This window comes from Dietzia sp. WMMA184 (assembly GCF_002441635.1).
Classification (GTDB): Bacteria; Actinomycetota; Actinomycetes; order Mycobacteriales; family Mycobacteriaceae; genus Dietzia; species Dietzia kunjamensis.
In genome coordinates, this window is the sequence record NZ_NXEI01000001.1 from 448813 (window position 1) to 470538 (window position 21726).

Annotated in this window: 17 protein-coding genes and 4 tRNA genes; 8 read left to right on the top strand and 13 right to left on the bottom strand. The window is 66.7% G+C overall.

All coding sequences use genetic code 11. The annotated features are described in order from the left end of the window. Positions 1–8 precede the first annotated feature (8 nt). Positions 9–1025, top strand: coding sequence for a cell division protein ZapE (gene zapE / locus CK206_RS02075; protein WP_096905376.1), 1017 nt, complete (start codon positions 9–11; stop codon positions 1023–1025). 317 nt (positions 1026–1342) lie between these two features. Here the strand turns inward: zapE and CK206_RS02080 are convergent, their stop codons facing one another. Further along, positions 1343–1876, bottom strand: a complete 534-nt coding sequence (locus CK206_RS02080) for a GNAT family N-acetyltransferase (RefSeq protein ID WP_096905377.1) — start codon at positions 1874–1876, stop codon at positions 1343–1345. A 254-nt stretch (positions 1877–2130) separates the two neighbouring features. Here CK206_RS02080 and CK206_RS02085 point away from each other — a divergent pair, with 254 nt between their 5' ends. Next, a complete protein-coding gene (locus tag CK206_RS02085) occupies positions 2131–3297 on the top strand; it encodes a cellulase family glycosylhydrolase (RefSeq protein WP_096905378.1) in 1167 nt (388 codons plus the stop codon). 12 nt (positions 3298–3309) lie between these two features. On the opposite strand, the gene CK206_RS02090 is transcribed toward CK206_RS02085, so the two are convergent. Then, complete coding sequence (locus CK206_RS02090; RefSeq protein ID WP_096905379.1) at positions 3310–4398, bottom strand: glycosyltransferase family 4 protein; 1089 nt, start codon at positions 4396–4398, stop codon at positions 3310–3312. 15 nt (positions 4399–4413) lie between these two features. Next, positions 4414–6192 carry a condensation domain-containing protein gene (locus CK206_RS02095; RefSeq protein ID WP_096905380.1) on the bottom strand — a complete coding sequence of 593 codons (1779 nt, stop codon included), beginning with the start codon at positions 6190–6192 and terminating at the stop codon, positions 4414–4416. Positions 6193–6512: 320 nt separating this feature from the next. Here CK206_RS02095 and CK206_RS02100 point away from each other — a divergent pair, with 320 nt between their 5' ends. Both CK206_RS02100 and CK206_RS02105 read left to right on the top strand, forming a co-directional pair. After that, positions 6513–7583 carry a hypothetical protein gene (locus CK206_RS02100; RefSeq protein WP_143337681.1) on the top strand — a complete coding sequence of 357 codons (1071 nt, stop codon included), beginning with the start codon at positions 6513–6515 and terminating at the stop codon, positions 7581–7583. Between the two features lie 29 nt (positions 7584–7612). Continuing rightward, complete coding sequence (locus tag CK206_RS02105) at positions 7613–8713, top strand: glycosyltransferase (protein WP_096907232.1); 1101 nt, start codon at positions 7613–7615, stop codon at positions 8711–8713. On the opposite strand, the gene CK206_RS02110 is transcribed toward CK206_RS02105, so the two are convergent. The 6 genes from CK206_RS02110 to CK206_RS02135 form a co-directional block, all read right to left on the bottom strand. After that, on the bottom strand, positions 8710–10035 hold the full coding sequence (locus CK206_RS02110; RefSeq protein WP_159981058.1) for an O-antigen ligase: 1326 nt from the start codon (positions 10033–10035) through the stop codon (positions 8710–8712). The two genes, CK206_RS02105 and CK206_RS02110, sit on opposite strands and share 4 nt — an antisense overlap. Then, the gene (locus CK206_RS02115) at positions 10032–10808 is read right to left on the bottom strand and encodes a polysaccharide deacetylase family protein (protein WP_254050454.1); all 777 of its coding nucleotides are present in this window, start codon (positions 10806–10808) and stop codon (positions 10032–10034) included. The genes CK206_RS02110 and CK206_RS02115 overlap by 4 nt, the downstream gene beginning before the upstream one ends. After that, the gene (locus CK206_RS02120; protein ID WP_254050455.1) at positions 10805–12277 is read right to left on the bottom strand and encodes a flippase; all 1473 of its coding nucleotides are present in this window, start codon (positions 12275–12277) and stop codon (positions 10805–10807) included. The genes CK206_RS02115 and CK206_RS02120 overlap by 4 nt, the downstream gene beginning before the upstream one ends. Positions 12278–12351: 74 nt before the next feature. Further along, positions 12352–13485 (bottom strand): GNAT family N-acetyltransferase, encoded by a 1134-nt coding sequence (locus tag CK206_RS02125; protein WP_159981061.1) that lies wholly within the window; start codon positions 13483–13485, stop codon positions 12352–12354. Next, positions 13482–16337: a glycosyltransferase gene (locus CK206_RS02130; protein WP_096905386.1), complete on the bottom strand. Its 2856-nt coding sequence runs from the start codon at positions 16335–16337 to the stop codon at positions 13482–13484. The genes CK206_RS02125 and CK206_RS02130 overlap by 4 nt, the downstream gene beginning before the upstream one ends. Further along, on the bottom strand, positions 16334–17281 hold the full coding sequence (locus CK206_RS02135; protein ID WP_240341294.1) for an amino acid--[acyl-carrier-protein] ligase: 948 nt from the start codon (positions 17279–17281) through the stop codon (positions 16334–16336). The genes CK206_RS02130 and CK206_RS02135 overlap by 4 nt, the downstream gene beginning before the upstream one ends. 293 nt (positions 17282–17574) lie before the next feature. On the opposite strand from CK206_RS02135, the gene CK206_RS02140 reads away from it, so the two are divergent. From CK206_RS02140 to CK206_RS02150, 3 genes are all read left to right on the top strand, one after another. Further along, a complete protein-coding gene (locus CK206_RS02140; RefSeq protein ID WP_240341293.1) occupies positions 17575–17817 on the top strand; it encodes a phosphopantetheine-binding protein in 243 nt (80 codons plus the stop codon). Between the two features lie 115 nt (positions 17818–17932). Next, positions 17933–18982 (top strand): glycosyltransferase family 1 protein, encoded by a 1050-nt coding sequence (locus tag CK206_RS02145; RefSeq protein WP_096905388.1) that lies wholly within the window; start codon positions 17933–17935, stop codon positions 18980–18982. A gap of 28 nt (positions 18983–19010) precedes the next feature. Next, positions 19011–20111 (top strand): glycosyltransferase family 4 protein, encoded by a 1101-nt coding sequence (locus CK206_RS02150; RefSeq protein ID WP_143337682.1) that lies wholly within the window; start codon positions 19011–19013, stop codon positions 20109–20111. A gap of 44 nt (positions 20112–20155) precedes the next feature. Here the strand turns inward: CK206_RS02150 and CK206_RS02155 are convergent. The 3 genes from CK206_RS02155 to CK206_RS02165 form a co-directional block, all read right to left on the bottom strand. Then, positions 20156–20230, bottom strand: a tRNA-Val gene (locus CK206_RS02155). Between the two features lie 32 nt (positions 20231–20262). Then, positions 20263–20333 (bottom strand) — tRNA-Cys (locus CK206_RS02160). A 49-nt stretch (positions 20334–20382) separates the two neighbouring features. After that, positions 20383–20455: transfer RNA gene (locus tag CK206_RS02165), tRNA-Gly, on the bottom strand. A 369-nt stretch (positions 20456–20824) separates the two neighbouring features. Between CK206_RS02165 and CK206_RS02170 the strand changes: the two genes are divergently transcribed. Further along, a tRNA-Val gene (locus tag CK206_RS02170) sits at positions 20825–20896 on the top strand. Between the two features lie 146 nt (positions 20897–21042). Here the strand turns inward: CK206_RS02170 and CK206_RS02175 are convergent. Beyond that, positions 21043–21723, bottom strand: coding sequence for a DsbA family oxidoreductase (locus CK206_RS02175; RefSeq protein WP_096905390.1), 681 nt, complete (start codon positions 21721–21723; stop codon positions 21043–21045). Between the last annotated feature and the right edge of the window lie 3 nt (positions 21724–21726).

Here is a 21726-nt window from a genome sequence, read left to right on the forward strand (position 1 = left end):
CTCTGCCCATGGTCTCTCGCCTCGTTGACGTCACCCCGGTGGTTCCTGCCGATCAGCTCGTGGCACAGATGGTTCCCCCGTCGATGTTCGACGATGTCAGTTTCGACTCCTACATCCCGGACCCGGCCGAGCCCTCGCAGGCCGCCGCGGTCAAGGCGTGTCGCGAGTTCGCCGAGTCCGTGGTGGCCCGTCGCACTCCCAAGAAGGGGCTGTTCGGCCGGCGACCGAAGGCGGTGCAGGGGACCGGTATCTATCTCGACGGCGGCTTCGGGGTGGGCAAGACCCACCTGCTGACGTCGATTTACCACAATTGCCCCGAGCCCAAGGCGTTCGGGACGTTCGTCGAGCTGACCCACGTCGTGGGTGCTCTCGGCTTCAACCGGGCCGTCGAGGAGCTCTCCGGGCACTCCGTCCTGTGCATCGACGAGTTCGAGCTCGACGATCCGGGCGACACCATGCTGGTGTCTAGACTGCTCGCGGAGCTCACCACCGCCGGTGTCAGCGTCGCGGCCACCTCCAACACACTGCCGGAGCAGCTGGGGGAGGGACGGTTCGCGGCCAAGGACTTCATGCGGGAGATCCGCAAGATGTCGGGGATCTTCGAGTCCATCCGGGTCGACGGTCCGGACTACCGGCACCGCAACCTGCCGCCGGCGCCGGACCCGATGACCGACGAGGAGCTGCGGGCGGACGCCGAGGCTGTCGACGGCGCGACGCTGGATGACTTCGACGAGCTGTGCCAGCACCTGTCGACGCTGCACCCCTCGAAGTACAACCGCCTGGTCGACGGGGTGGATCGTGTCTGCCTGAGCGGGGTCAAGCCGCTGCCGGACCAGTCGATCGCCTTGCGGCTCGTGGTGCTCGCGGATCGTCTCTACGACGCGGGCATCCCGGTGCGTAACTCGGGCGAGAAGCTGGACGCGATCTTCACCGAGGAGATGATCGCCGGCGGGTACCGGAAGAAGTACCTGCGGGCGACCTCGCGCCTGCTGGCGCTGTCCCGCTTCGAGACCGTCGGCGGCTGACCTCCGGCCGTGGCGTCGCCGCGCACCCGGCGCCGCCCGCGCACCCGGCGCCGCCGCCCCGTCCTCACCCGCCGGGGTTCCAGACCCCCGATAGGTGCACTGCACTCCCACGATGCGATGACCCGCACGCTCGTCCACTCATGGATCGCCGGCGATGAGATGGGCGGTGCTCCGCCCGGGGGACTCGCGCCAGACCGGCTTACTCGTGGGCCCGGCCTCATTCGCCGGCCCGGCGTTCTCGGCAGTCGGTCGGCGTCAGGGCGGCCGACGCCCGGCGGCGCCCGGAGACCTGGCTACCCCGACTGCGGAAGGATTGTTCAGAGAGGCAGTTCGTAGACGACGTCGGTGTTGGCGACGCCGCCCACGTCGAAGGTCCGGTTTCCCCGGGGCTCGAACCCGTGCTTGTCGTAAAACCTGCGGGCGCGGGTGTTGGCGACGTTCGTGGCCAACCAGATGCTCTGAGCACCCGCGTCCCGGCACCGCCGCGTCACCTCGTCGAGCATCCGCGACGCGATGCCCGCGCCGTGGTGGTCGGGGTGCACGTAGAACTTGCTGATCCCCGTCGTCGGGCGGTGGACTATCTGGCGCGCGCAACCCGGATCCATCGCGGTCCCGGCGACGAGCAGCACGTATCCGACGATCGCGCCATCGGCTGAGCGGGCCACCAGTACGTCGTGGTCCGGGGCCTCCAGGTACGCCCTGAACGCGTGCTCGCTGAGGTGCTCGGCGACAAAGACACCGATCACCTGCTCGTCTAACCCGGGTGGGCACGCCAGCGGGAAGGTCAGGGCGGCCAGCTCCGATAGCGGGCCGAGGTCAGCCTCTACGGCCTCGTCGAGTCGCGCGGTCACCCGACCAGCCTAGGGCCACCGTTCGCGCACCCACACGCAGGACAGGTAGAGATGTGCGTCGGTGCTACCTCACCGCGGAACTCGGCTTGTATAGGTACTTCGCCCCGCTGTCCGGCGTAGGATGCCATGATCGTGCTCGTGGGGATCGGGGGATCCTGCGTCCGCGGACAGTGCGGAGAACGCATCGCGAAGGAGATGGAGCAGTGGAATCCCGATCCACCAGGAATGCGTTTCATTTGCGGAGTTGGGGAACGGTGCTCGTCGCGGTCGTCTCCTCGGTGGTGTTCGTTCTGGGAACCCTCATGGGCTACTCCCCGTTCACCGCGTTCCGCCCCGCCGCGGTAGAGACGCCACTCGGCACCCAGGCGCCGTGCATGGACATCGGGATGTCCGGCAACGCGGCCTGGGACCGCATGTCCTCCGACGAGTACGCCCGCGCGAACAGGCTCACCCGAGACCTGGGCATGGGGCGGGTGCGGATAGGCGCCAACTGGGGTGAGATCGAGCGCGCGAGAGGAACGGACGACTGGTCGCCGCTGGACACGAGGGTGCGGCGGGCCCGCGAAGCCGGGGTCACGCCACTACTGGTCATCCAGTCCGTGCCAGATTGGCTAGACGTTCCGACCGGGCCGGTCACGGCCGAGCACCGATCGGTAGCTGGGCTCTACGGCGAGTTCGCCGGGAAGGTAGCAGCGCGGTACGGGGATCAGGTAGATGGATACGAGATCTGGAACGAGCCGAACTTGCACCACTTCTGGCCCAACCCCGATGTCGCCTTCTATTTCGAGATCTTGAAGGCCGCGTACCCCGCGATACGCGCAGCGGATCCCGATGCCACCGTTATCAGCGGTGGCTTGGCACCTGTTGCGGACACCGACAGGTCGATCGCCCCGCTGACCTTTCTCTCCAGGCTGTACGACATGGGCGGCCGCGAGTATCTGGACGCCGTCGGCATGCACCCCTACTCCTACCCGGAACTGCCGTCCGGGCAGTCCAGGTGGAACACGTTCAGGTCCCTCGATGAAGTCGAGCAACTGATGCGGTCTCACGGGGACGGTGACAAAAAGATCTGGCTCACCGAGTTCGGCGCCCCCACGGGCGGACTCAAGGCGGTCAGCCCGCAGCACCAGGCAGCGATGGTCGTCGAGGCGTTCCAACTCGCCAGAAGTGAGCGGGCACTGGGGCCGATCTTCATCTACACGCTGGTCGACGGCGATGCCCCGCGGACGGACTCGGAATACCATTTCGGCCTCTATTACGAGGACCGACGGCCCAAGCCCGTGGTCGGGGCGCTACAGGAAGCTGTGGCCGACTGCACCTCTACCGAAGACCGCGCTGAAGACCCGGCGCAGTCCCCAGGTGAGGGGCCACCGGGACAATTCCCGGGAGCCGGCGCCGGGGGCGTCGGCTTCGGCTCCTGACCCCCGGGGCGGTCACCTGTTCCGGGTCGGCTGCCTTCCGGCGGCCGCAGTCATATAGCAATCGCGATAGTCCGCGGCCATTCGACCGACAGAAAAGCGTTCCAGGCCCGCGGCCGCCTTCCCGCGCAACTCGGACCGAAGCTGGGGATTGTCAAGCACCCTGACGAGTGCTGATGCGAGAGCCTCCGGCTCCTCGACCGGCACCAGAATCCCTGCGGCACCTTGATCGAGACCTTCTCGAGACCCGTCAGTGTCCGTCGCGACGATCGCAGCGCACGTTTCTCGGGCCTCGAGCAGTGCGAGGGCCAGTCCCTCCCGACGGGACGGGACGGCCACAACGGTCGCCGCCGCGAGAAACGACCCAGGGTCGGTAGAGAGTCCCGGGAAGTGGATGCGGTCGGCGAACTCCGATGAGCGGGCTCGCTGTATGACGTCGGCCCAATCCGCGTTTCCCACGTACCAGAGGTGGGCTCCCGGTCGGGAGCCGGCCAAAGCGATAAAGGCGTCCAGGAGCACGTCGGCCCCCTTACGGTGGGAAACCGCGCCGACCGTCACTATGGACTCGGGGCCGAGAACTGCGCCATCGTCCTCGCTCCGGATCCCGCGTTTCGGTCGCCGGGGCGACGAGACGACGCCGTTGACCACTGTTTCCACGAGAGGTGAGTGCCACCGACGTCTGCGCACGGTCCGTGACACCGACTCGGCGACTCCGATCGTCATGTCAGCCGTGGCCATTAGCACCGACGACCGCTGGTAGACATTGTGCATCGTGGCCACGAGGACGAAGTCGGGAACCCCGGGGCTTCGACGGACCGCTGCCGCGATCGCGCAGGGCGCAGCGGTGTGCGCGTGGACGACGTCCGGTCGGAACTCGCGGACCCACCGCCTCAGCCGACCGAAGGAGCGCGCAGGCCGGTTTCGGAAATCGATGTCCACGTGTCGCACACCATGGGTGACGACCAGCTCGACGAAGCCGCCCCCGCTGGACGCGATGGCGACCTCGTCGCCGCGAGCAGCGCAGTCGATGGCCAGATCGACCGCGACATTGACGATTCCGTTCCCGGTGTCGACGAGTTCGTTGACCAGATGGAGTATCCGCATCGCGGTCAGCGCCGGTCAGCGGACGACGACCGGCGCGGCAGTGACCTCGCCGATCAAGCGGGAGACGTCCGCACGATCAACCCCGCCACTGTCTCGGCCCAACCGTACAGTGATCCTGCGTTCCGACACCGAGATCTCGGCCCCTGCGCACCGAGCATCCCGGGCCAACGCGTTCCGCACGCCCTCCAGTTCGACCCACGAGCCGTTCACCGCCACCCGATCCGAGGATTTTCCGCGGTATTCGATCGCCCCGTCCCGGCGAAGGGCCACGAGAAGGTCCGTGCGGTGCTCACCGCGAGGACTGTGGAGCGTGACCCGGCCCGGCGAGCCGATGACTGACGGGCGACCGAGCGCTGATCGCACCGATATCCCTGACGCCCCGGCGACCCCGGCCGCGGCCGCCAGATCCGCTACAGTGCACGGCTCTCGCCACCCCAGCGGGCTCGGCTCACCTGCCGCAGCGGTTGCCTCCAGCTCCGAATGGAACTTCTCCTCGTCCTCTGTGAGACAGACCAGATCCGCGAGGATTGCGCTGGTGTTCTCCACGATCTGTTCGAGCCACCTCCCCAGGCGGTCGGCGTGCTCCTGACGCGCTTGGGGGCCGTATAAATCCGGATTGAACAGGAATTTCGTCCTTATACCGTTGTCCGGACCCGGGATCATAGTCATGGCGAGGTCATCGATGGGCCCCTGGTCGATGACCTCGAGGCCGCTCTCAAGACTTCCGGCGGTCGAGGGCACCTCGAACGGGATCACATTGATCATCGGACCGTAGATCCGGCCGGTGCGCCATGCCACGGGGAGCTCGGCGCGCAAGGTGTGCGGAGCCTGACGTTGATGGTTTCGCGTGCTGCGGAACGTGGTCTGGAACAGCCGGACCAACTCCGGAAGCGGCGCCGAGTGGTCGACGGTCAGGTGGAGCGGCAACGCACCCATCGACTGCGATGGAGTGATTTTCTCCTCGGGAGCAAACCTCCCTGTCACAGGCAAGCCAACCACCACTGTCGGGTTCTCGACTAGTACCGATACATACCCGATCGCTGCGGCCGCAGCAACATGCGCCCAGTTGACGCCGTCGAGTGTCTCGGCGACCCGGGCGACGAAGTCCGGCGTGAGAACATCGATCATCGAGTGGAGGGGAGCCGGCGGGACGACACGGTCGGCGAAGCTGATCACCTCCGGCGCACCTTCGAGGTGCTGCCTCCAGAACTCCAGGTCGGCAGGGTCCGGCTCCGGCACTACGGCGATCATCTCCGCGATCCGTCCGAACCTGCAGTCAGGAACGTCATTCCCGTTGACGAGTGCGGCGAGGATTTCTCCCACACGGGACCGCAACAGGTTGGCGCCGTAGCCGTCGATCACGACGTGGTGGCACACGAGTAGCCATCCGAACGAATGCTCGCCGAGAACGAACAGGTATGACCGGAAGGGGAGTTCGGGGCCGCTGATCTGGAGCGCCCGTCGGATCTCTCGATCAGCGATAGTCAAGGCGGCGGCTCTCGGATCACCTTCCCCTGTGAGATCGATCCGGGTCATGGGAATCTCCTCGGCGGGATCGAACTGCTGGTACCAGTTGCCGCTCTCGTCGACGCCACACTTCAATAGCAGGGTCTCGCACTCCCGAAGCCCACGGTTGAACGCCTCGACGAGGACCTCTTCGGTCAGGTTCTCCCCGGAGTACCAGACGATCTGCGCCTGGGAGTACGCCGAACTCTGCGGGTCCTGGAGGTGCCCGTCCCGCATTGCCACCTGCGCTGGGGTTAGAGGAAGACGGGGGGACAGGGTCTCGGACATGACACACCTCGGGCTCTGGTCGCCAGAAGGGATTGGTCCCACCGGCTGTGTGGGGATGGTAACCCCTCAGGGGCCCTGCGGGGAGGGCCACATGGAACAATGTTTATTTGCGGGTGCCGGGCGCTAGGATTTCGCGAGGACCGACGATCCCCGGCATGACCGGGGTGGCGACAACCGCCAGTTCGTCGGAAGGGGGTCCACATATGCCGTCATCAGCAATCGCGGAACGCGGTTCGCACTCGGTCGATTCCTCTAGACCATCGCGCCCTCCGGCCGTCGATCTTCGGCTGCTATTCGGCGCCTACCTCCGGTCGCTCCCGGTGGCACTCGTGGTGGGCGCGATAGTCGGAATCATCGTCGCGTTCTCTTACTCCAGGGCGACGCCCGTCTATTCCGTCGAGACGACGGTGACGGTCGGGACCGCCGCCCGGGCGGAGCGGGATGCCGTCGCCATGGACGCAGTCGCCGCCGGGATGTCCGAGTTCGTCACGGACGAGCGAGCGAAGGAGATCATCGAGGACCGCAGCGGTGAACCGGTAGTACTCGCCGGCAGGCGACCGACCGTTGAGGTGTCCACCGCGACGGTGCCCGGGCTGCTCAAAGTGGTGACCCGGTCCGAATCTGGCTCAGACGCGGCTGCACGGATGGGGACCGCTGTCGTGGAGGCGATGAACACTCGCGCCGGAGAACTCCGCGAACAGTTCCTCGCTCCGGTCGTCGACTCGGCCGACGAGGAGATTGCCGACCTCGAGGACCAGATAGCTGCTCGACGGCAGTCGGACAGAAACGCTGATACATCAGACCTCGCACGGCTCATTCAAGAAGCGCGGTCACGTACGGACACTCTGCGGGCGACCTACCCCACCGCGAATGTTATCGGGCAGGACGTCGGAAGCGGGAACCCAAGCTGGCCCACCCCGCTCCGGTCCGGGGCGGTGGCGGGAATCGTCGTCACCCTGGCGGCGGCGGCGGTACTCGGCGCGGTTCGGCTACGTAGAGGACGCCGAACAGACAAGACCTGGGCGCAGTCGGTGGGGCACCGCTACGGTTCAGTTGTGGACGTCGACGCCGCACCGCCGACCGGGCTACCCGCCTTGACGGAGGCGGCCGTGTCCGCCGTCCTCTCCTCCGGCGGGTCAGCCGTGCTCCTTGGTGACGTCGATCCGATCGTTCCGCCTCCCGATGACCGCTCCGAAGAGCACAGGCTACTCGTGGCCAGCCATGGCGAGCCGTGGTGGCGGGAGGTTGCCGCGTCCGCCGTGGATTTGGGAGTGGTGGTCGTCGACCACGGGTCCCGCAATGGGCGGGCTGCGGAGAAGGCACTAGCCGCTCTGGTCGAGGTCGGTGTACCGACGCGGGTGGTCGTCAGGAAGTCCGAGGCGGCCGGATGAACGCACTGGGAGCCGCCAGCGGGCGCCGGATGCCGAAGGTTGCACTGGTCCACGAGCGTCTGACCGACATCGCCGGCAGCGAACACGTGGTCGAGCAGATGGCCCGAGTCTGGCCGGACGCCCGGATCCATGTCCCGTTCTCGCGCCCGCAGGGCATCCCGAGCGGACTCGGCCCCCGCGTGCGCACCGGTCCGCTGCAGGCGGCGTATCGCATGACCGGCCAGGCCTCGTACGCGCACCTGATGCCGCTCGTCCCCTCGGTGCTGCAGCGGACCGCCATCGATCCCGAGGACACCGATGTGGTGGTGATCAGCCACCACGCGTTCGCGATCTCGGGGGCCGCGGTCGACATTCCCTCGGTGGCCTACGTCCACAGTCCGGCCCGGTGGGCCTGGGATCAGGCCTTCCGGCACGGGGAGTCCGACTCCCGTGCCGGCCGGGTGGCGCTCGCGGTGTTGGCGGCCAGGGCCAGGGCCAACGAAACCCGCTGGGCGCACCGCCCGCAGATCGTCGTGGCGAACTCGACGGCCGTGCGGGACCGGATTCGAAACTGGTGGGGCCGGGACGCGGAGGTCTTACACCCACCGGTCGACACCGGATACTTCACCCCCGGGGACGCACCCCGTGGTGACTACTTCATCTCGGTGGGCAGATTAGTTCCATATAAGCGGGTCGACCTCGCCGTCGCGGCCGCGGTTGCCGCCGGCGTCCGACTTGTCGTGGTGGGCGAGGGGCGGGACATGGACCGCTGCCGGGCGCGATCAGGGCCCGGCGTGGAGTTTCTCGGACGTCTGCCCCGCTCCGAGATGAGGGACATGCTCCGCGGCGCCCGCGCCCTGGTCATGCCGGGGGAGGAGGATTTCGGGATAGTTCCCGTCGAGGCCATCGCCGCGGGTACGCCGGTCCTTGCGCTGGGTCGTGGTGGCGCCCTCGACACCGTCATTCCGGGTGTCAGCGGAGAACTTGTGAACGGGCGCGGCGACGACGAGGTGATAGCAGCCCTGGCCCGGGCGATGCGCGAGTGGAATGACTCCGACTACTCGACATCAGACCTCGTCGCCTTCGCAGCCGGGTTCTCCGAGGAATCGTTCCGCGGCAGGATCGCCGAGGTGGTCGAGCGGGTCGTCTAACGCTCCAGTATCCGCGGACGCGACGCCGGTTGCCGCCCCGTGACTCGGTCCCGCACCTTTCTGGACGTACTCGCCGCGACCGCGGGGAGCAGCCAGAAGTACGCATCCAGGGGAAAAATCTCCAGATAGGTCGCAAAGAATGCGGCCACGCAAGCAGCAAGCGCGACGGATGCGCCACCGGCCAGGAGCCCGCGTTCGAGGGGATCAGGGGTGTGGGGGATCATCCGGGTGAGCGTGAGAACCATAAGACCTACGATCAATGCATACGCGGCGAGTCCGATCGGCCCGAGTTCGAGCAGAATCTTCATGTAGTTGCTGTCCGGCTGGTATAAGGGGCTGGAGGGGTCGTGGCCCTCCGAGACCTTTGCCGCCGAGGAACCGGTCGTGCCCAGACCTGCTCCGAAGGGCTGGCTCAGCACAAGCGGGATGTTGACCGACCAGTGGCCTCCGCGCTCCTCGAGGCTGCTGCTCGAGACGAAGGTCCTAAGGATGTCCGACCCAGACAGGAAAGCGAACGTCAGGACGACGGGGACCGCAACGCAGAAGGTGATGAGCAGCCGCACAAGGAACCGCCGGGACAGCAGGACGCCGACGGCGACGAGCCCCACGGCTACTCCGATATAGCTAGCGCGGACTACCGATAGAAGCATACCGGCGGCGAGCACGGGGAACACGGCGACGAAGAACTTCGATCGGAGCCGGTGAGGTTCCGCGAGAGCCGCGGCGGTGGCCACCACGATGACGAGCATGAGGAACAGACCGAACGGGAAAGGCTGGTTGAACGTCCCGATGCTTCGCATTATCGGCCCGGCACTGCGAATGTGCACGTTCCACTCGTATCCCAGGTCGACCAGCGCGGCCCCGCCGACAAACTGCTGCCAGATCCCGTAGGACGCCGCCACGACACCCGCCCCCAATAGGACCGAGACCAGGCGATCCTTGTCGGCGCGGTCGAACGGGAACATCATCACGATGAGAGGAAGCAGGACGTAGAAGAACGCGATCTTCAACGGGAAGAATGCCAGGACACCGAACGCCGCGATAGCCGACACGGTTCCGATCGGAATGAGCAGGATCAGCGGAATGATCCACGGCGCGACCACGGTGCGGTGCGAACCGACCCGGCGTGCGAAGGGGCAGGCCGCCAGCACGGCGAGGACGGCAGCTTCTTTCCACGAGTTCATCGACAGCGGGGTGATCAACAGGAGTCCGTGGAACGGCAGGAGCCCGGCGATGGCGATAACCCCCCACTGGGGTCGTCTGATCGAGAGCGCGAACAGTGCGATGCAGATCAGCAGAATGACGACCGCGCCACCGATCATGCGTTCACCGCGGGGGGTTGGCGGCGGAGATCCCGAACCGGCGGCCAGGTGCATCGTGGTCGGATCACAGTCGCGAGGAACTTCGCAGGGCTCAGCTCCTCATGCATCGCCAGCCGTGGCTGCGCGAATGGGTCGGTCGCCGGATGACAGCGTCCGTTGGTGAACGAATAACCGCATCGGTACCCGGCGTCCCTGGTCAGTTGTCTTACGTCGGAAGTATGATGACCGAACGGATAACAGAGGTCCCGCACCTCGCGACCGGCCCAGGCAGACAGGGTCTCGCGGGATCGCCTTAGTTCGTCGAGCGCTTTGGCCGGAGGAATGTCGGGAAGCGACACGTGGGTGGCGGTGTGTCCACAGAGCGCCGCTCCCGAATCGAGGGCCTCGGCGATCTCGACACGCGTCATCGTGCGATCCGCCTCCGGCCACCAGTCGGGATCGACTCCTGTCCGGTCGGTGACGGGCAGCAGCGTCCACGGGATTGACCGTTCGGCCAACCTGGGCATCGCGATTCGATGCACACCGACGATCGCGTCGTCGAACACCACCGCTACCAGTCCGGAAGCGTCGCCGGCGAGCAGGTTGTCGGTGAATTCGGCAAGGGTCACCGGTCGAAGGCCGAGAGCTTGGACCATGTCGAGGTGGCGGAGAAACGTCGATTCACGGACCGCATACGGGTAGACGGCGCGCCGGTCGGGGAGTATGTCGTGGTAGGCGAGCACCAATCCCGAGCGTCCGAAGGCTGTCAGGAGCCCGCTGAGCCGTTCCATCATGACCCCTTCCCATTGCATCCTGAATCGACGAACCGTCGACCGATGAACGGTGGCAGCACTCGGCCGATGAGTGAAACACCCTCTAGCGAGTCGCTGAGCTCCGCCAGGAGGAGGAATACGAGCAACGAACCGAGGACAACCGGGAGCCACGGCCAAGCCGAGTATGTGATGAGGACGACGGAGGGGGCGACAACCGCAGCAGCCAGAAGCGCCAGACGAACCAGTGGCCCCCACGGGACGACTCCGCGAATCCCGATGCTGCGCTGGACCAGCAGGAGCACCGAAACGAAAACGAGCGCCTCGGTGACGAGAGTGGCTGCGGCCGCGCCCTCGTAGGACCAGCGAGGGATCGCGACGAGGTTCAACGCAACGTTGAGTAGCACGCCCCCGGCGGCCACCCAGGGGAACACGGTCAGCTTTCGAGCGGCGATGAGGGCGACGAGGCCGATGTTCGTCGCGCCGGAGAGCGCGCTGGCCAGCACCAGCAGCTGTGCGGTCCCGGCCGCCTCGACGAACCTCTCTCCGTACAGGAGGCCGACGAAGAAGTCTGCCGTCGGCCAGAAGCCCACCACGGCGAGCAACCCCAGAACGCCGGCGATGATCATGGCCTGTCTCGTCCGTTGGCGAAAGGTCTCGTCGTCGTCGGGCCACGCCCGGACCAGCACCGTCGTGAAGGGTACCGAAATGGTGACGGCGACCATGATCACCAGGTCGGAGAACTTATAACCGATCGCGTACATACCGACCGACTCGAAGGTGTCCAACCTCTGAAGGATGAGGATGTCTACCTTGGTCAACAGCATAATCAGCGCGAACCCAATCGAGATGGGGACGGCCTCACGGAGCATTTCCCCCCAGTACGCCGTCCCCGCGCTGAACACCGGACGAGGTCCGAGCCTGCCCCGTAGAACACCCGCGGCGCGGGCCACGAGGACGGTTAGCTCCTTGGCCAACACCGGGACAATGAACCAGACGAGTGACGGTGCAGTGCGTGCGACTATCAGCACCAATGTCAATTGCACGATGTGGGCTACGGCGTCCCACACAGTGATCGTGACGAGCCGCAGTCTCGCCTGGTACAGCACCATCAGTGCGTTTGCAGGGGTGGCCAGGACCACACCGATCGCTGCGAACGCCACCACCGCGACGAGTTCCGTCGACATTCCCGTGATCGCCGCATAGGCCACCGCGACGGCGAATCCGATGAGACCGAGAACGAACCGCAGCAGGATGAACGACCCCGCCACCCGCCGGGACTCCTCGCACGACGCACCGGTAAGGCGAGCAAGCACAACTCGACCTACACCGAGATCGGTCACCAGGGACAGGACGCCGAGCAGGCCGAAGACGAACGAGTAACGCCCCCAGTCGTCTGGCGACAGGGAACGGGCTATCACCACGCTGCCTGCCCACCCGAGAACCGCCGTGAGGATCCGGCCAGCGACCATCGCGCCCGAGTTGGCGAGCAAGGAACGGCTCTCGCTGTCCGCACCCGGCCCCCGGACGTCCCCCCCGGGGCGATCGTCCAGGGTGCTCTTCGGAGTCATGACCGCGGCGCTGTCGCCGGTCCAGCTCCACCACCGAACACCGCGACCATCCGGGACCGGACCCGTCCCGCGCCGTCCGACGCCCGAGCGGCCCCGCCGCGGACCAGCCCCGCCGCGAGGTCGGCAGCGCCCATCCTCGTCCTGACCCCTCGCGAACCCGATGGAGCTGCTACCAGAGTTCCCACTTCGTACTCGCCGGTCTGCCAGTCGCTCTTATAGCCATTTCTACCGAGGAGGAGATCCACACGGGTGACGCCGAGCTCGTCATGGTTCTCGCAGATCGCTTCGATTAGGTGGTGGCCCGGCCGGCAACGCTTGTGGCGGGGATCGAACCGGGTGAACCACAGTTCCGCAGTCCCATGTGTCGCCAAGGTCGCGACGTGGGCTCCCCATCCGCCACCGAACGTCCCGCCCCAGATGATGAGGTGCCCGGTTTCGGCTTCACGACGTAGGAATTCGTTGGTGAAGCCGCTATAGGGAGGAGCGCATAGATTGAGCCGACTCACCTCCTCCTGTTCTTCCGCCGCCGCGGCCGTCGCGACGATGTCCGGCCATCGCCTGTCGAACTGGGCGGCGGTGCTCACAGTCTCCACTGCCAGTTCGAGCCCCTCCCTGGCGAGTTTGCGCCGGGAGGAGGCCGCCCGGGAGAGCGTGGACTTGCTACGCAGGTCGGACGCCCGGGTGCCCTCAGGCAGTGAGATCACCGGGCAGTAGTCGTCTCCAGTGAAGGTCGCGTCCCACCCTGGATCCGCCCGCACCGCGGCCACCAGCGGTGAATCGGACGGAAGGTGAGTCAGTTCGAGCGCTGCGCCCGAGCGTGCGAGCCCCGAGACTAGATCCGCTAGAGCCGCCTCATCTCGCGCGAGGGATTCCCCGATCGTACCGAGCCCGTGGCCGAGCAGTCGGTAGACCGCCACTCCCAGGCGCCGTCGGCTATGAAGTGGCAGCAGGGCCACCAGCCGGCCGTCCCGGCGCACGGTTGCGAGCCGGAGCGGCCCGCGCCCGAGGTGGCGGTGCCAGGACAACCCGTAGGACGGACGCGAGGCGAACCTCGTACCGACTTCCTCGGCCAGTTTCTGCCATTCGTGCAACAGTCGGTCGTCTACTGCTTCATAGATCCGGAAGCTCATGGCTCGCATTCCTCGGGGAAGGCGTCGACAGCCCTGTGGAGCGCGCAGACGATCGTGTCCGCGGACCGGACGATGTTGTAGTGCTCACGAACGTGCGCGCACCCTGCCTCGCCCATTCTCCGGCGCATCCCCGGGTCGGAGATCAGGGTGTCGAGCGCGCCGACCACCGCGCGTGGATCCGAGCCGTCCACCAGGAGCCCGGTAACGCCGTCGATCACCATCTCTGGAATGGCGCCCGCGGGGTGCGCGATGACCGGAAGCCCGGCGACAGCGGCCTCGAGAACCGCGTTCGGAGCCTGATCGATGATCGACGGAAAACACATGATGTCTGACCCGGCCAACAGTTCCCATAGCCGGTCGTCGCCGGGGCGAAGGTCGCGGACGACCCGCAACCCAGGCTCCTCGGCGACGGCGTCGAGCGTGATCAGCAGTAGATCAGCGCGGTCCCGGAGGCATGATCGCCACGCCTCGAGAAGCAGTGTCCCCCCTTTGCGATCCATCGAGGTACCCAGGAAGACCACGGTGGGTCGGCGATCTGGCGGTCGTTTTGGTAGCTCTTTCGTCAAGAACGGAGACCAGATGCCCATCCGCAAGAGGGAGACCGAGTCCGGCGAAAGACCGTAGTCAGGTGAGGTGAGTGACTCGACGACGGGCAATGCGTTGGCCAGGACGTGGTGCGCGGCGTCGAGGACCGGTCGCTCGAATGGAAGAGCGGCCCTGCTGGCCTTGCGGGTGAATCGGGTCGGCGATCGATAAGGGATGCTGAAGGCGTTTCGCAGCCCGGTGCTATCGGTCGTGATGACCGTAGGCACGCGACGCACAATTCTCGTCCCGCCGAGCATCGCGTTCTGGGTGTAGAGGTGAATAGCATCGATGTCACCACGATTCAGCCGCTGCCGGACCCTCTTGTTGATCGCCCACGAGTGGACGAGCTGACCTCGCAGCGGCTGTAGGTCGAGGTCGGCCCGCGCCAGACCCGGCACCGGGGCTCTGAGCACCTTGCCCACGATCCCCGGCCCTTCCGCGTCGAGGAATTCCGCCGCGATATCGTCTCTGTCCGCCAATGCGCGGCGCAGCGCGAGGTGAACGGTGGCATGACCGCCGATGTTCTCGTTGACGAACAAGGCACGCAACGGTCTGTGCTCGCCTCTGACTGTGGGGAGGCCGAGTCGTGACCGCAGGGCGTCGGCTTCCTCTCGTATCAGCCGACGGGCGGCCTCCCGGGTGTCAGGCCTGTACAGGTCGTGATCCCCCTGCGGGCTGGGAATCCGTTCGATGCGTCCCCGATAGCCTCGTCGTCTCAGTCGCCGTAGGCCGGCGTCGCCTCGCTGTGCGACGAAGTGGTCGTCGTCCTGGGGCGTCAGCGCGACGGTAGTGAGGACACCGGCGCGCCACAGTTCGCCGAGGAGGGGCCCGGGCACCTGAGTGATTCCTCTGCGTCCCAATGCCTCCCACGCTGAGTAGGGGAGGAGGCGTCGGAGCAGAGGTTTGAGCCGTGTTCGCGCAGACTTCGTGGCCGCAGGAGACACATTCTCGGCGTCATACCCGAGAGCGCTGAGGAACTCGCGGGTCACGGGCTCGCGGACCCGTGACCATTGGATCATCCCGAACAGCAGCACCGTGCCGGCTCTCGCGCGGATCGCGGACTCCGCTGCCATCCAGGCGCCCGAACAGAGTCCGACCGACAAGGTGGCGCTCGAGGGCAGGCCCCGATCCGCTAGTGCGAGGAAGACCTCGTGGGCATCACGGCGCGATTCATGGGAGTACAGGACCGCGATCTCGCCGCCGTCGACAGTGCCGGCCTCACCGCCGCCCGCCTTGTCAAATCGAAAGCAAACGAGTCCACCGCCTGCGTTCTCGCGGGCGGAGTCGACCCATGCACGCGTCGGCCCCCACGCCGGCTCGAGCGCCGTGCTCTGGAAGACGACGGCGCCCAGTGCTGACTCACCCTCAACGCGCGTGGAGAACAACTGCAAGTCGCTCGAACCTCTGACGGACTCGATCTCCTCCACTATCGGAGAGCCGTCGGGTAAAACGCCGACGACTGCTCGACGCCGGATCAACGGGTGCAGTGTCAGGGTCGTATCGCCTGCGCGGTCGGCCAAGTGTGACACGATCGCGCCGATGTCCGACTCGGGAACGTGGTGTACGAAGGCCGGTGGAGCGGCGAAGAGCTCTGCCCCGACCAGAGAGACCGTCTCCGCTCGGCCGCCACCGATCGATCCGAAGTCCGGGCTCGACAGGACGTCTGGGCGTCCGGCTACGAGGCTGGCCGAGTCGCCGGCGGACCACGTGGCGGACTTGAGCCGCTCGGCGGCGGCCCGTGAGAAGTGCCCTCCAAGTACGGACACCCCCGGATCGCACCCTACATCCCCGACACTGAGGCGGAATTTGGTCGTCTGCTCGCGCAGCCAACGCCGCCCCGAGCGCGGAGGGTCCCAATGCACCAGACGGGCATCGAGACCGTGGACCGAGCCGAGTGCGGCATCGGCGACGACACAGCCGGCACGGATCGCCACGAGCGTGACGTCGTTCACCCCCTGCGCCTGCACCATCGCAACGGCCTCGAGGACACCTTCGCGCCACTCGTCCCATGCCGTGTCCGAGAGCTGGTCACCGGTCGACGACCCAGTCCCCGGGTGGTCGTATCGCAGGGTGACGAAGCGCGCCCGGACGAGCTGTTCGGTGAGTCGACGAGCGCCCCGGTAGGTGGTGACCTGTTCGATCCCCAGAGACGGGACGACAATCACCCCCGCCCTGATCTCTCGGTCCGACGGGAACTCGAGGACTCCGAAGAGCGAGCGGTCCTCCGGGCCGAACCAGGTCGCCATCTTCGTGGGAGAGACCGTCATCGGAACAACGTCCGTTGGACCCCGGTGGGCCACTCTTCGTGATCGAACCCATGCTCGGCGAACAGAGCCAGCGTGATTCGTTCCAAGCCGAAGCCCACGCACGCGGTATGCGCGGTGGAGCCGTCCGGGAGGGTGAGGTCGAAGTTTTTTCCGAAGTGATCCTCCGCGAGGTTGCAGGAGGCGATCGCATCAGGCGGATGGGTATTGCCGTAGACGTGCGTGACAATTTCGGTCTTGAGATCGTTATTGAGTTGCTCGTTGGCGAGCAACTTTCCCGCGCGTCCGAAGAACGGATCGTTGGCGGCGACCGGACGGACCTCGAGACCCAACCCGGTCAGTAGGTCGACGGCCCGATCGACCCACGCTGCGCGGAATCGGGCGGCATCTTCGGGCGAGCCTGCCCGGACGAACTCGTGCATACGGAACATCTGCATCCGCATGGGGTCAGTCGACGGCTCGTGGCGGAAACAGAATCCACTGACATCGGCTGCGATCCCCCCTGCCGGAAGCGCCGACGGGATCGCCCCGTAAAGCGGGTGACATGCCGAGGAGACCATCACCGTGTCACCGGGGGAGAGGTGGTGGTCCCATGACCGGCCCTCCGCCCGGTCCGAGAGTAGTTGTCGATGGTCGGAACCCGTCCCGCCGAAGGTGTTGACCACACCCGTCAGGTCGGGGAACGACTCTATGTAGTCGGTCTTCTCGTAGGTATGCCGAGAAAAAACCGGTGGGAAGCGGAAGTACTCGTATCCGGCGCCCCCGGGCGTGAGAGCTCGGGCGTCGTCACCCGCACGGGTGATGGCGTCGTCGACGGCATCGAGTACCAACTCGAATCCCGCCCCCCGGGCATAGAGCCCGTCGACGCCTGCGGGGATGAGCAGTCCGGCGCCTACGAGCCCCTCACGGAACTCGTCTTTCATTCGGGCCAGTGATTCCAGGGTCACGACTCGCCACCTCTCGCCTCGTCACCCGAGGCTGCGTGCACGATGGGACATCGCGCGGAACAAGATGAGAGAATACCCACATGAAGGACGGATAGGGAAGTCCTCACTTCGCATTGCCCCTAATGCCGCGACGCAAGTGAAGTCGGAGGAGCTGGGACTGTTCAAAACTCGCTTCATGAGGGAAACTTCTCCTGGCTGCACGTTCGGTACACGCCTCCCGCGGCGATCCGGCAAGCGCGGCCGGGAGGCGTTCGGAGGAACGCCGGACACCGAATCAGGAATCCGGGGGGATCATGCACGAAATTGAGAAGCGCGTCCGACACGCACTACGAATGGCGCTGGGCGGAACGGTCGACGTGGGAGGGCTGGACAGATCCGACGATCTGTTCGCCGCCGGCATGACCTCGCACCAGACCGTGCAGGTCATGCTCCGGCTCGAGGACGAGTTCGATGTGGAGTTCGCCGATGAGGAACTGGTGAAGGCGACCTTCGCCACCATCGACTCGATGGTGGCGGCGCTCGCGGTTCACTCATGAAATTATTAGACTTTTCCGGAGCCGCGCCGTTGCCGCCGGCCGACCACTCCCCACCTGCGTTTTACCTGAGAATTAGCGCCTTTGATACCGCCCGCGGGGCCCAAAGCGTCGACCGATGACGCCGTCCGGAAGCGCGCCGGTAGTATGGGGAGCTCTCGCCCTTCGGCCCGGGGGCAGCGGGGTTCAGACCTATCAGCGCGAATTTATGCGAGCCGCCGCACTGGCGGGGTCCGGCCACGCCTTCGCCGCCGTGGTTCAACGCGACGCGGTGGGGGAACTCCCGGCGTCCGTCCACCCGCTGACGCGCCCCATAGCGAGCGGGGTGCGTCGAGCGCTCTCGGGTCTGCGGCCGGTACGTACCGAGGGAATCTTCCATTCCCTCGATGTCGATCTGCCTGTCGCCCAGCGCAGAGCGCGTGTGAGCACCGTGCATGACATGTCGGTGTTCGACGCGCCCTGGGCCTCCGGGCCGATACGAGCCCGGGGCGAGCGCGCGCTATTGCGCCGGTCCCTGAATTGCGCCGACGCGGTGATCGCGGTCTCAGCGTTCACCGCGGAGAGAGTGCAGGCCCTGACGGGTCGTATGTCGACCGTCATCCCGCTCGCGCCCGCCAGCTGGGCGAGGGTGCCCGCCCGGGCCGAGGTTAGAGCCGTCGTCGACCACTACGGTCTTCCCGATCGATTCGTCCTCCAACTCGGAACACTCGAGCCGAGGAAGTGCCCAGAGGTGGCCGCAGAGGCCGCACGGGTGCTCGGTCTGCCAATGGTCCTTGCTGGCGCCGGCACGGAGGCCCCAAACCTGGCGCCCGGGACCATGGGCCTGGGATATGTAGATCGAGCGCACGTCCCCGCCTTGTACAGGGCCGCGACCGTCGTGGCGTACGCGTCGAGGTACGAGGGGTTCGGCCTCCCTCCTCTGGAGGCGATGGCCTGTGGCGGCGTGGTGGCGGCCAGCGCGGTCGGTGGCATCCCCGAGGCGGTCGGTGCCGGGGCGGTGGTCGTTCGCGCAAACACTGTCGAATCCTGGGTCGACGCACTGAAAGAACTCGCGTTCGACGGCGATCGCAGGACGGAGCTTCTCCACCGGGCGGAACGCGTCGTGCGGAACCGCTCGTGGGACGCGGTCGCGGCGGAAACCCTCGCCGTGTACCGCACTGTGAGTTGACTGGGCCACATTGAGGAGTCGTCGATCCGTGAACACCAGAAATGTCGTATTGGTCAACGCCAGCGGAATGCGCTCTGGAGCCGAGAACGTACTTGCCGGGGTCGCTCAGACCCTTGCGGCCACGGGCGCTCAAATCATCCTGGTGAGTCCCCATGGTCCCGTCGTCGGAGCGTTCCCGTCCGGGACGGTTCATGTGGCCATCGACACCCTCGGATTGCAGGGTCGCTCCGGAGCGTCCCGGATCATCGCCGTCGCTCGGGTCGCGGCCGCCTGGATTCGAGCTGGCCGCACGCTACGCCGGGTCGTCGGCCCATCGGACACGGTCGTGGTCAACTCGCTCTTCGCTTTGCCAGCGCTGCCGGCGGCTTTCCCCAGAGGCAGACATACGGGCCTCACCACCTGGTTCGTCCATGACACGGTGGTCAGTCGGAAGCAGCGTGTCGCGGTGAGGTTAGGTGCCCGCCATCTCGACCGCGCGGTCGCGGTCTCCGGGGCCACCGCCGCCTCGGTCCGGGGCTTGGTGCGAGAGGTCGTCCTCCGGCCCCATGGGGTGGAGATCGGCGACGACGATGCCTTCGGATCGCCCGATCGCGGGCAGGTGATCGGCATCCTCGCCACACTAACCCCCTGGAAAGGGCACGATGTGCTTCTCGAGGCCGTCGCTCGCATTCCCCATCTCATCCTGGAGATCGCAGGGGGCGAACTGCCCGGAGAGTCCAGCTACGTCGCGACGTTGAAGGCCCGCGCTGAACAAGACGACCTTCGAGGCAGGGTGGTGTTCCTCGGCCACGTCGACCGCTCCGAGGTGCTGTCGAGGTGGTCTGTGGCCGTCTCCGCCTCAATCCTTCCGGAGGCCGGCCCGTTGGTCGCGTTGGAGGCCATGGCAGCAGGGGTGCCGGTCGTCGCCACATCCCACGGCGGCGTTCGCGAATATCTTTCCGACGGTGCCGGCGTGTTGGTCGCACCTGGCGATGTCGATGCTCTCTCCCGTGCTCTGCAGGAGCTGACGGGGGACGCGCGACGCCGCGAGGAGATCGCGCGGGTTGCGCGAGCGCGAGTGAAACGCTCGCACGATATCCGCCGCACGCTGCCGGCGATGGTGGATGCCCTCACCATCGACAAACCCTGATGGAGCTTAAAGCGGAGCGCCCCGGCCTGAGGCCGGGGCGTTGGTGGTGCGCGATACTGGGATTGAACCAGTGACCTCTTCCGTGTCAGGGAAGCGCTCTCCCGCTGAGCTAATCGCGCGGGTTTCTGCGACCGGACGAGTCCGGCCGTAGAGGTGGAGACGGGAATCGAACCCGTGTTGACGGCTTTGCAGGCCGCTGCCTCACCACTCGGCCACTCCACCGCAAAGGTATCGAGCCTGGTGAGGACGTCCTGGCTCCTCGATCCCTCCGAGCGGATGACGGGATTCGAACCCGCGACCCTCACCTTGGCAAGGTGATGCGCTACCAGCTGCGCCACATCCGCATCGCTTCCCGGCTCGCTGTTGCTCACCGCGTTGCGAGAATGAACATTAGCCGACGACTTCGACGGAACACAAATCCGGGGTCGGAAATGGTCGATGATCTGGGCATACGTCCGAAATCGCCCGACGACAGCACCTCCCGGCCGGGCGCCGACCGTCGCGAGGTCACACCTGCTCACGTCTCCCCAGGGCGCCTCGTCGGAGCAGCGTCATCTGTGACCACTCGCCGGTCGGCAGGGCCGCCGGCGGCCGGGGCAGTGCGGCATGGGCCCGCGAACAGGGCTGCGAGGGCCTCTCGGACCCCGAATTGGGCGGTGGCCCGGGGCTTGCTACAGTGTTCCGGTGCCGAGCGAGACAGCGCGGCGCGGTGGGGTCCTATAGCTCAGCGGAAGAGCGCTCCGTTCACACCGGAGAGGTCACTGGTTCGAACCCAGTTAGGACCACAACGAAGACAGAAGCCCTCCCGGGAACGGGAGGGCTTCTGTCGTCGCGGGGCCTACCCGGGACCGCGGGGTCGGCGCAGGCCTACGCCAGACCGCGGGGACTACCAATCTGGCGGGTCAGCGCTCGCCCGGCGGGCCGACGGCGATCAGACCGCGTCGGGGGACGCCTGTGTGACGGACTCCAGTGCCTGCTCCAGCGCCTGGGTGAAGACTTCCACCGGCTGCGCACCGCTCACCGCGAGCCGGCCGTCGAACACGAAGAACGGCACCCCTCGGACCCCGAGGCCGCGGGCCGTCTCCGCGTCGCGCCGGACCTCGTCGGAGAAATCGTCACCGGCCAGCACCCGGTCGACCGCGTCGGAGGGCAGGCCGGCGTCGACACCGATCCGCCGCAGCACGGCGGGGTCCGAGATCACCTGACCCTCGGAGAAATGGGCGCGGCGCAGTCCCTCGTCGACCTCGTCCGCGCGCCCGCGCTCGGCCGCCAGCGCGGCGAGCCGGTGCGCGTCGAACGTCGAACAGACCCGCGCCGACCGCCAGTCGAACTCCAGGCCCAACTCGCGGAAGCGGGAAGCCATCTGCTCCTGACCGGCCTCGGCCTCGGCTAGGGACATCCCGTACTTGCGCGCGAGCATCTCGACGCTGGTCTCGCCCGGCTCGTCGCCCGTGACGCGAGGTGCGGACGGATCCAGTTCGTAGGCGCGCCACGCGACCTCGACCTCGGTGTCGGGATGGTCGACCCGGAAGGACTCCAACGCCGCCTCCAGGTGCCGTTTGCCGATCCAGCAGAACGGACAGACGACGTCGGACCAGATGTCGATGCGCATGCC

Coding starts and splice junctions, on each gene's coding strand:
- zapE (WP_096905376.1), top strand. CDS start 9: ATGGTCTCTCGCCTCGTTGACGTCACCCCGGTGGTTCCTGCCGATCAG.
- CK206_RS02090 (WP_096905379.1), bottom strand. CDS start 4,398: ATGCGGATACTCCATCTGGTCAACGAACTCGTCGACACCGGGAACGGA.
- CK206_RS02095 (WP_096905380.1), bottom strand. CDS start 6,192: ATGTCCGAGACCCTGTCCCCCCGTCTTCCTCTAACCCCAGCGCAGGTG.
- CK206_RS02105 (WP_096907232.1), top strand. CDS start 7,613: ATGCCGAAGGTTGCACTGGTCCACGAGCGTCTGACCGACATCGCCGGC.
- CK206_RS02110 (WP_159981058.1), bottom strand. CDS start 10,035: ATGATCGGTGGCGCGGTCGTCATTCTGCTGATCTGCATCGCACTGTTC.
- CK206_RS02115 (WP_254050454.1), bottom strand. CDS start 10,808: ATGATGGAACGGCTCAGCGGGCTCCTGACAGCCTTCGGACGCTCGGGA.
- CK206_RS02125 (WP_159981061.1), bottom strand. CDS start 13,485: ATGAGCTTCCGGATCTATGAAGCAGTAGACGACCGACTGTTGCACGAA.
- CK206_RS02130 (WP_096905386.1), bottom strand. CDS start 16,337: ATGACGGTCTCTCCCACGAAGATGGCGACCTGGTTCGGCCCGGAGGAC.
- CK206_RS02140 (WP_240341293.1), top strand. CDS start 17,575: ATGCACGAAATTGAGAAGCGCGTCCGACACGCACTACGAATGGCGCTG.
- CK206_RS02145 (WP_096905388.1), top strand. CDS start 17,933: ATGACGCCGTCCGGAAGCGCGCCGGTAGTATGGGGAGCTCTCGCCCTT.
- CK206_RS02175 (WP_096905390.1), bottom strand. CDS start 21,723: ATGCGCATCGACATCTGGTCCGACGTCGTCTGTCCGTTCTGCTGGATC.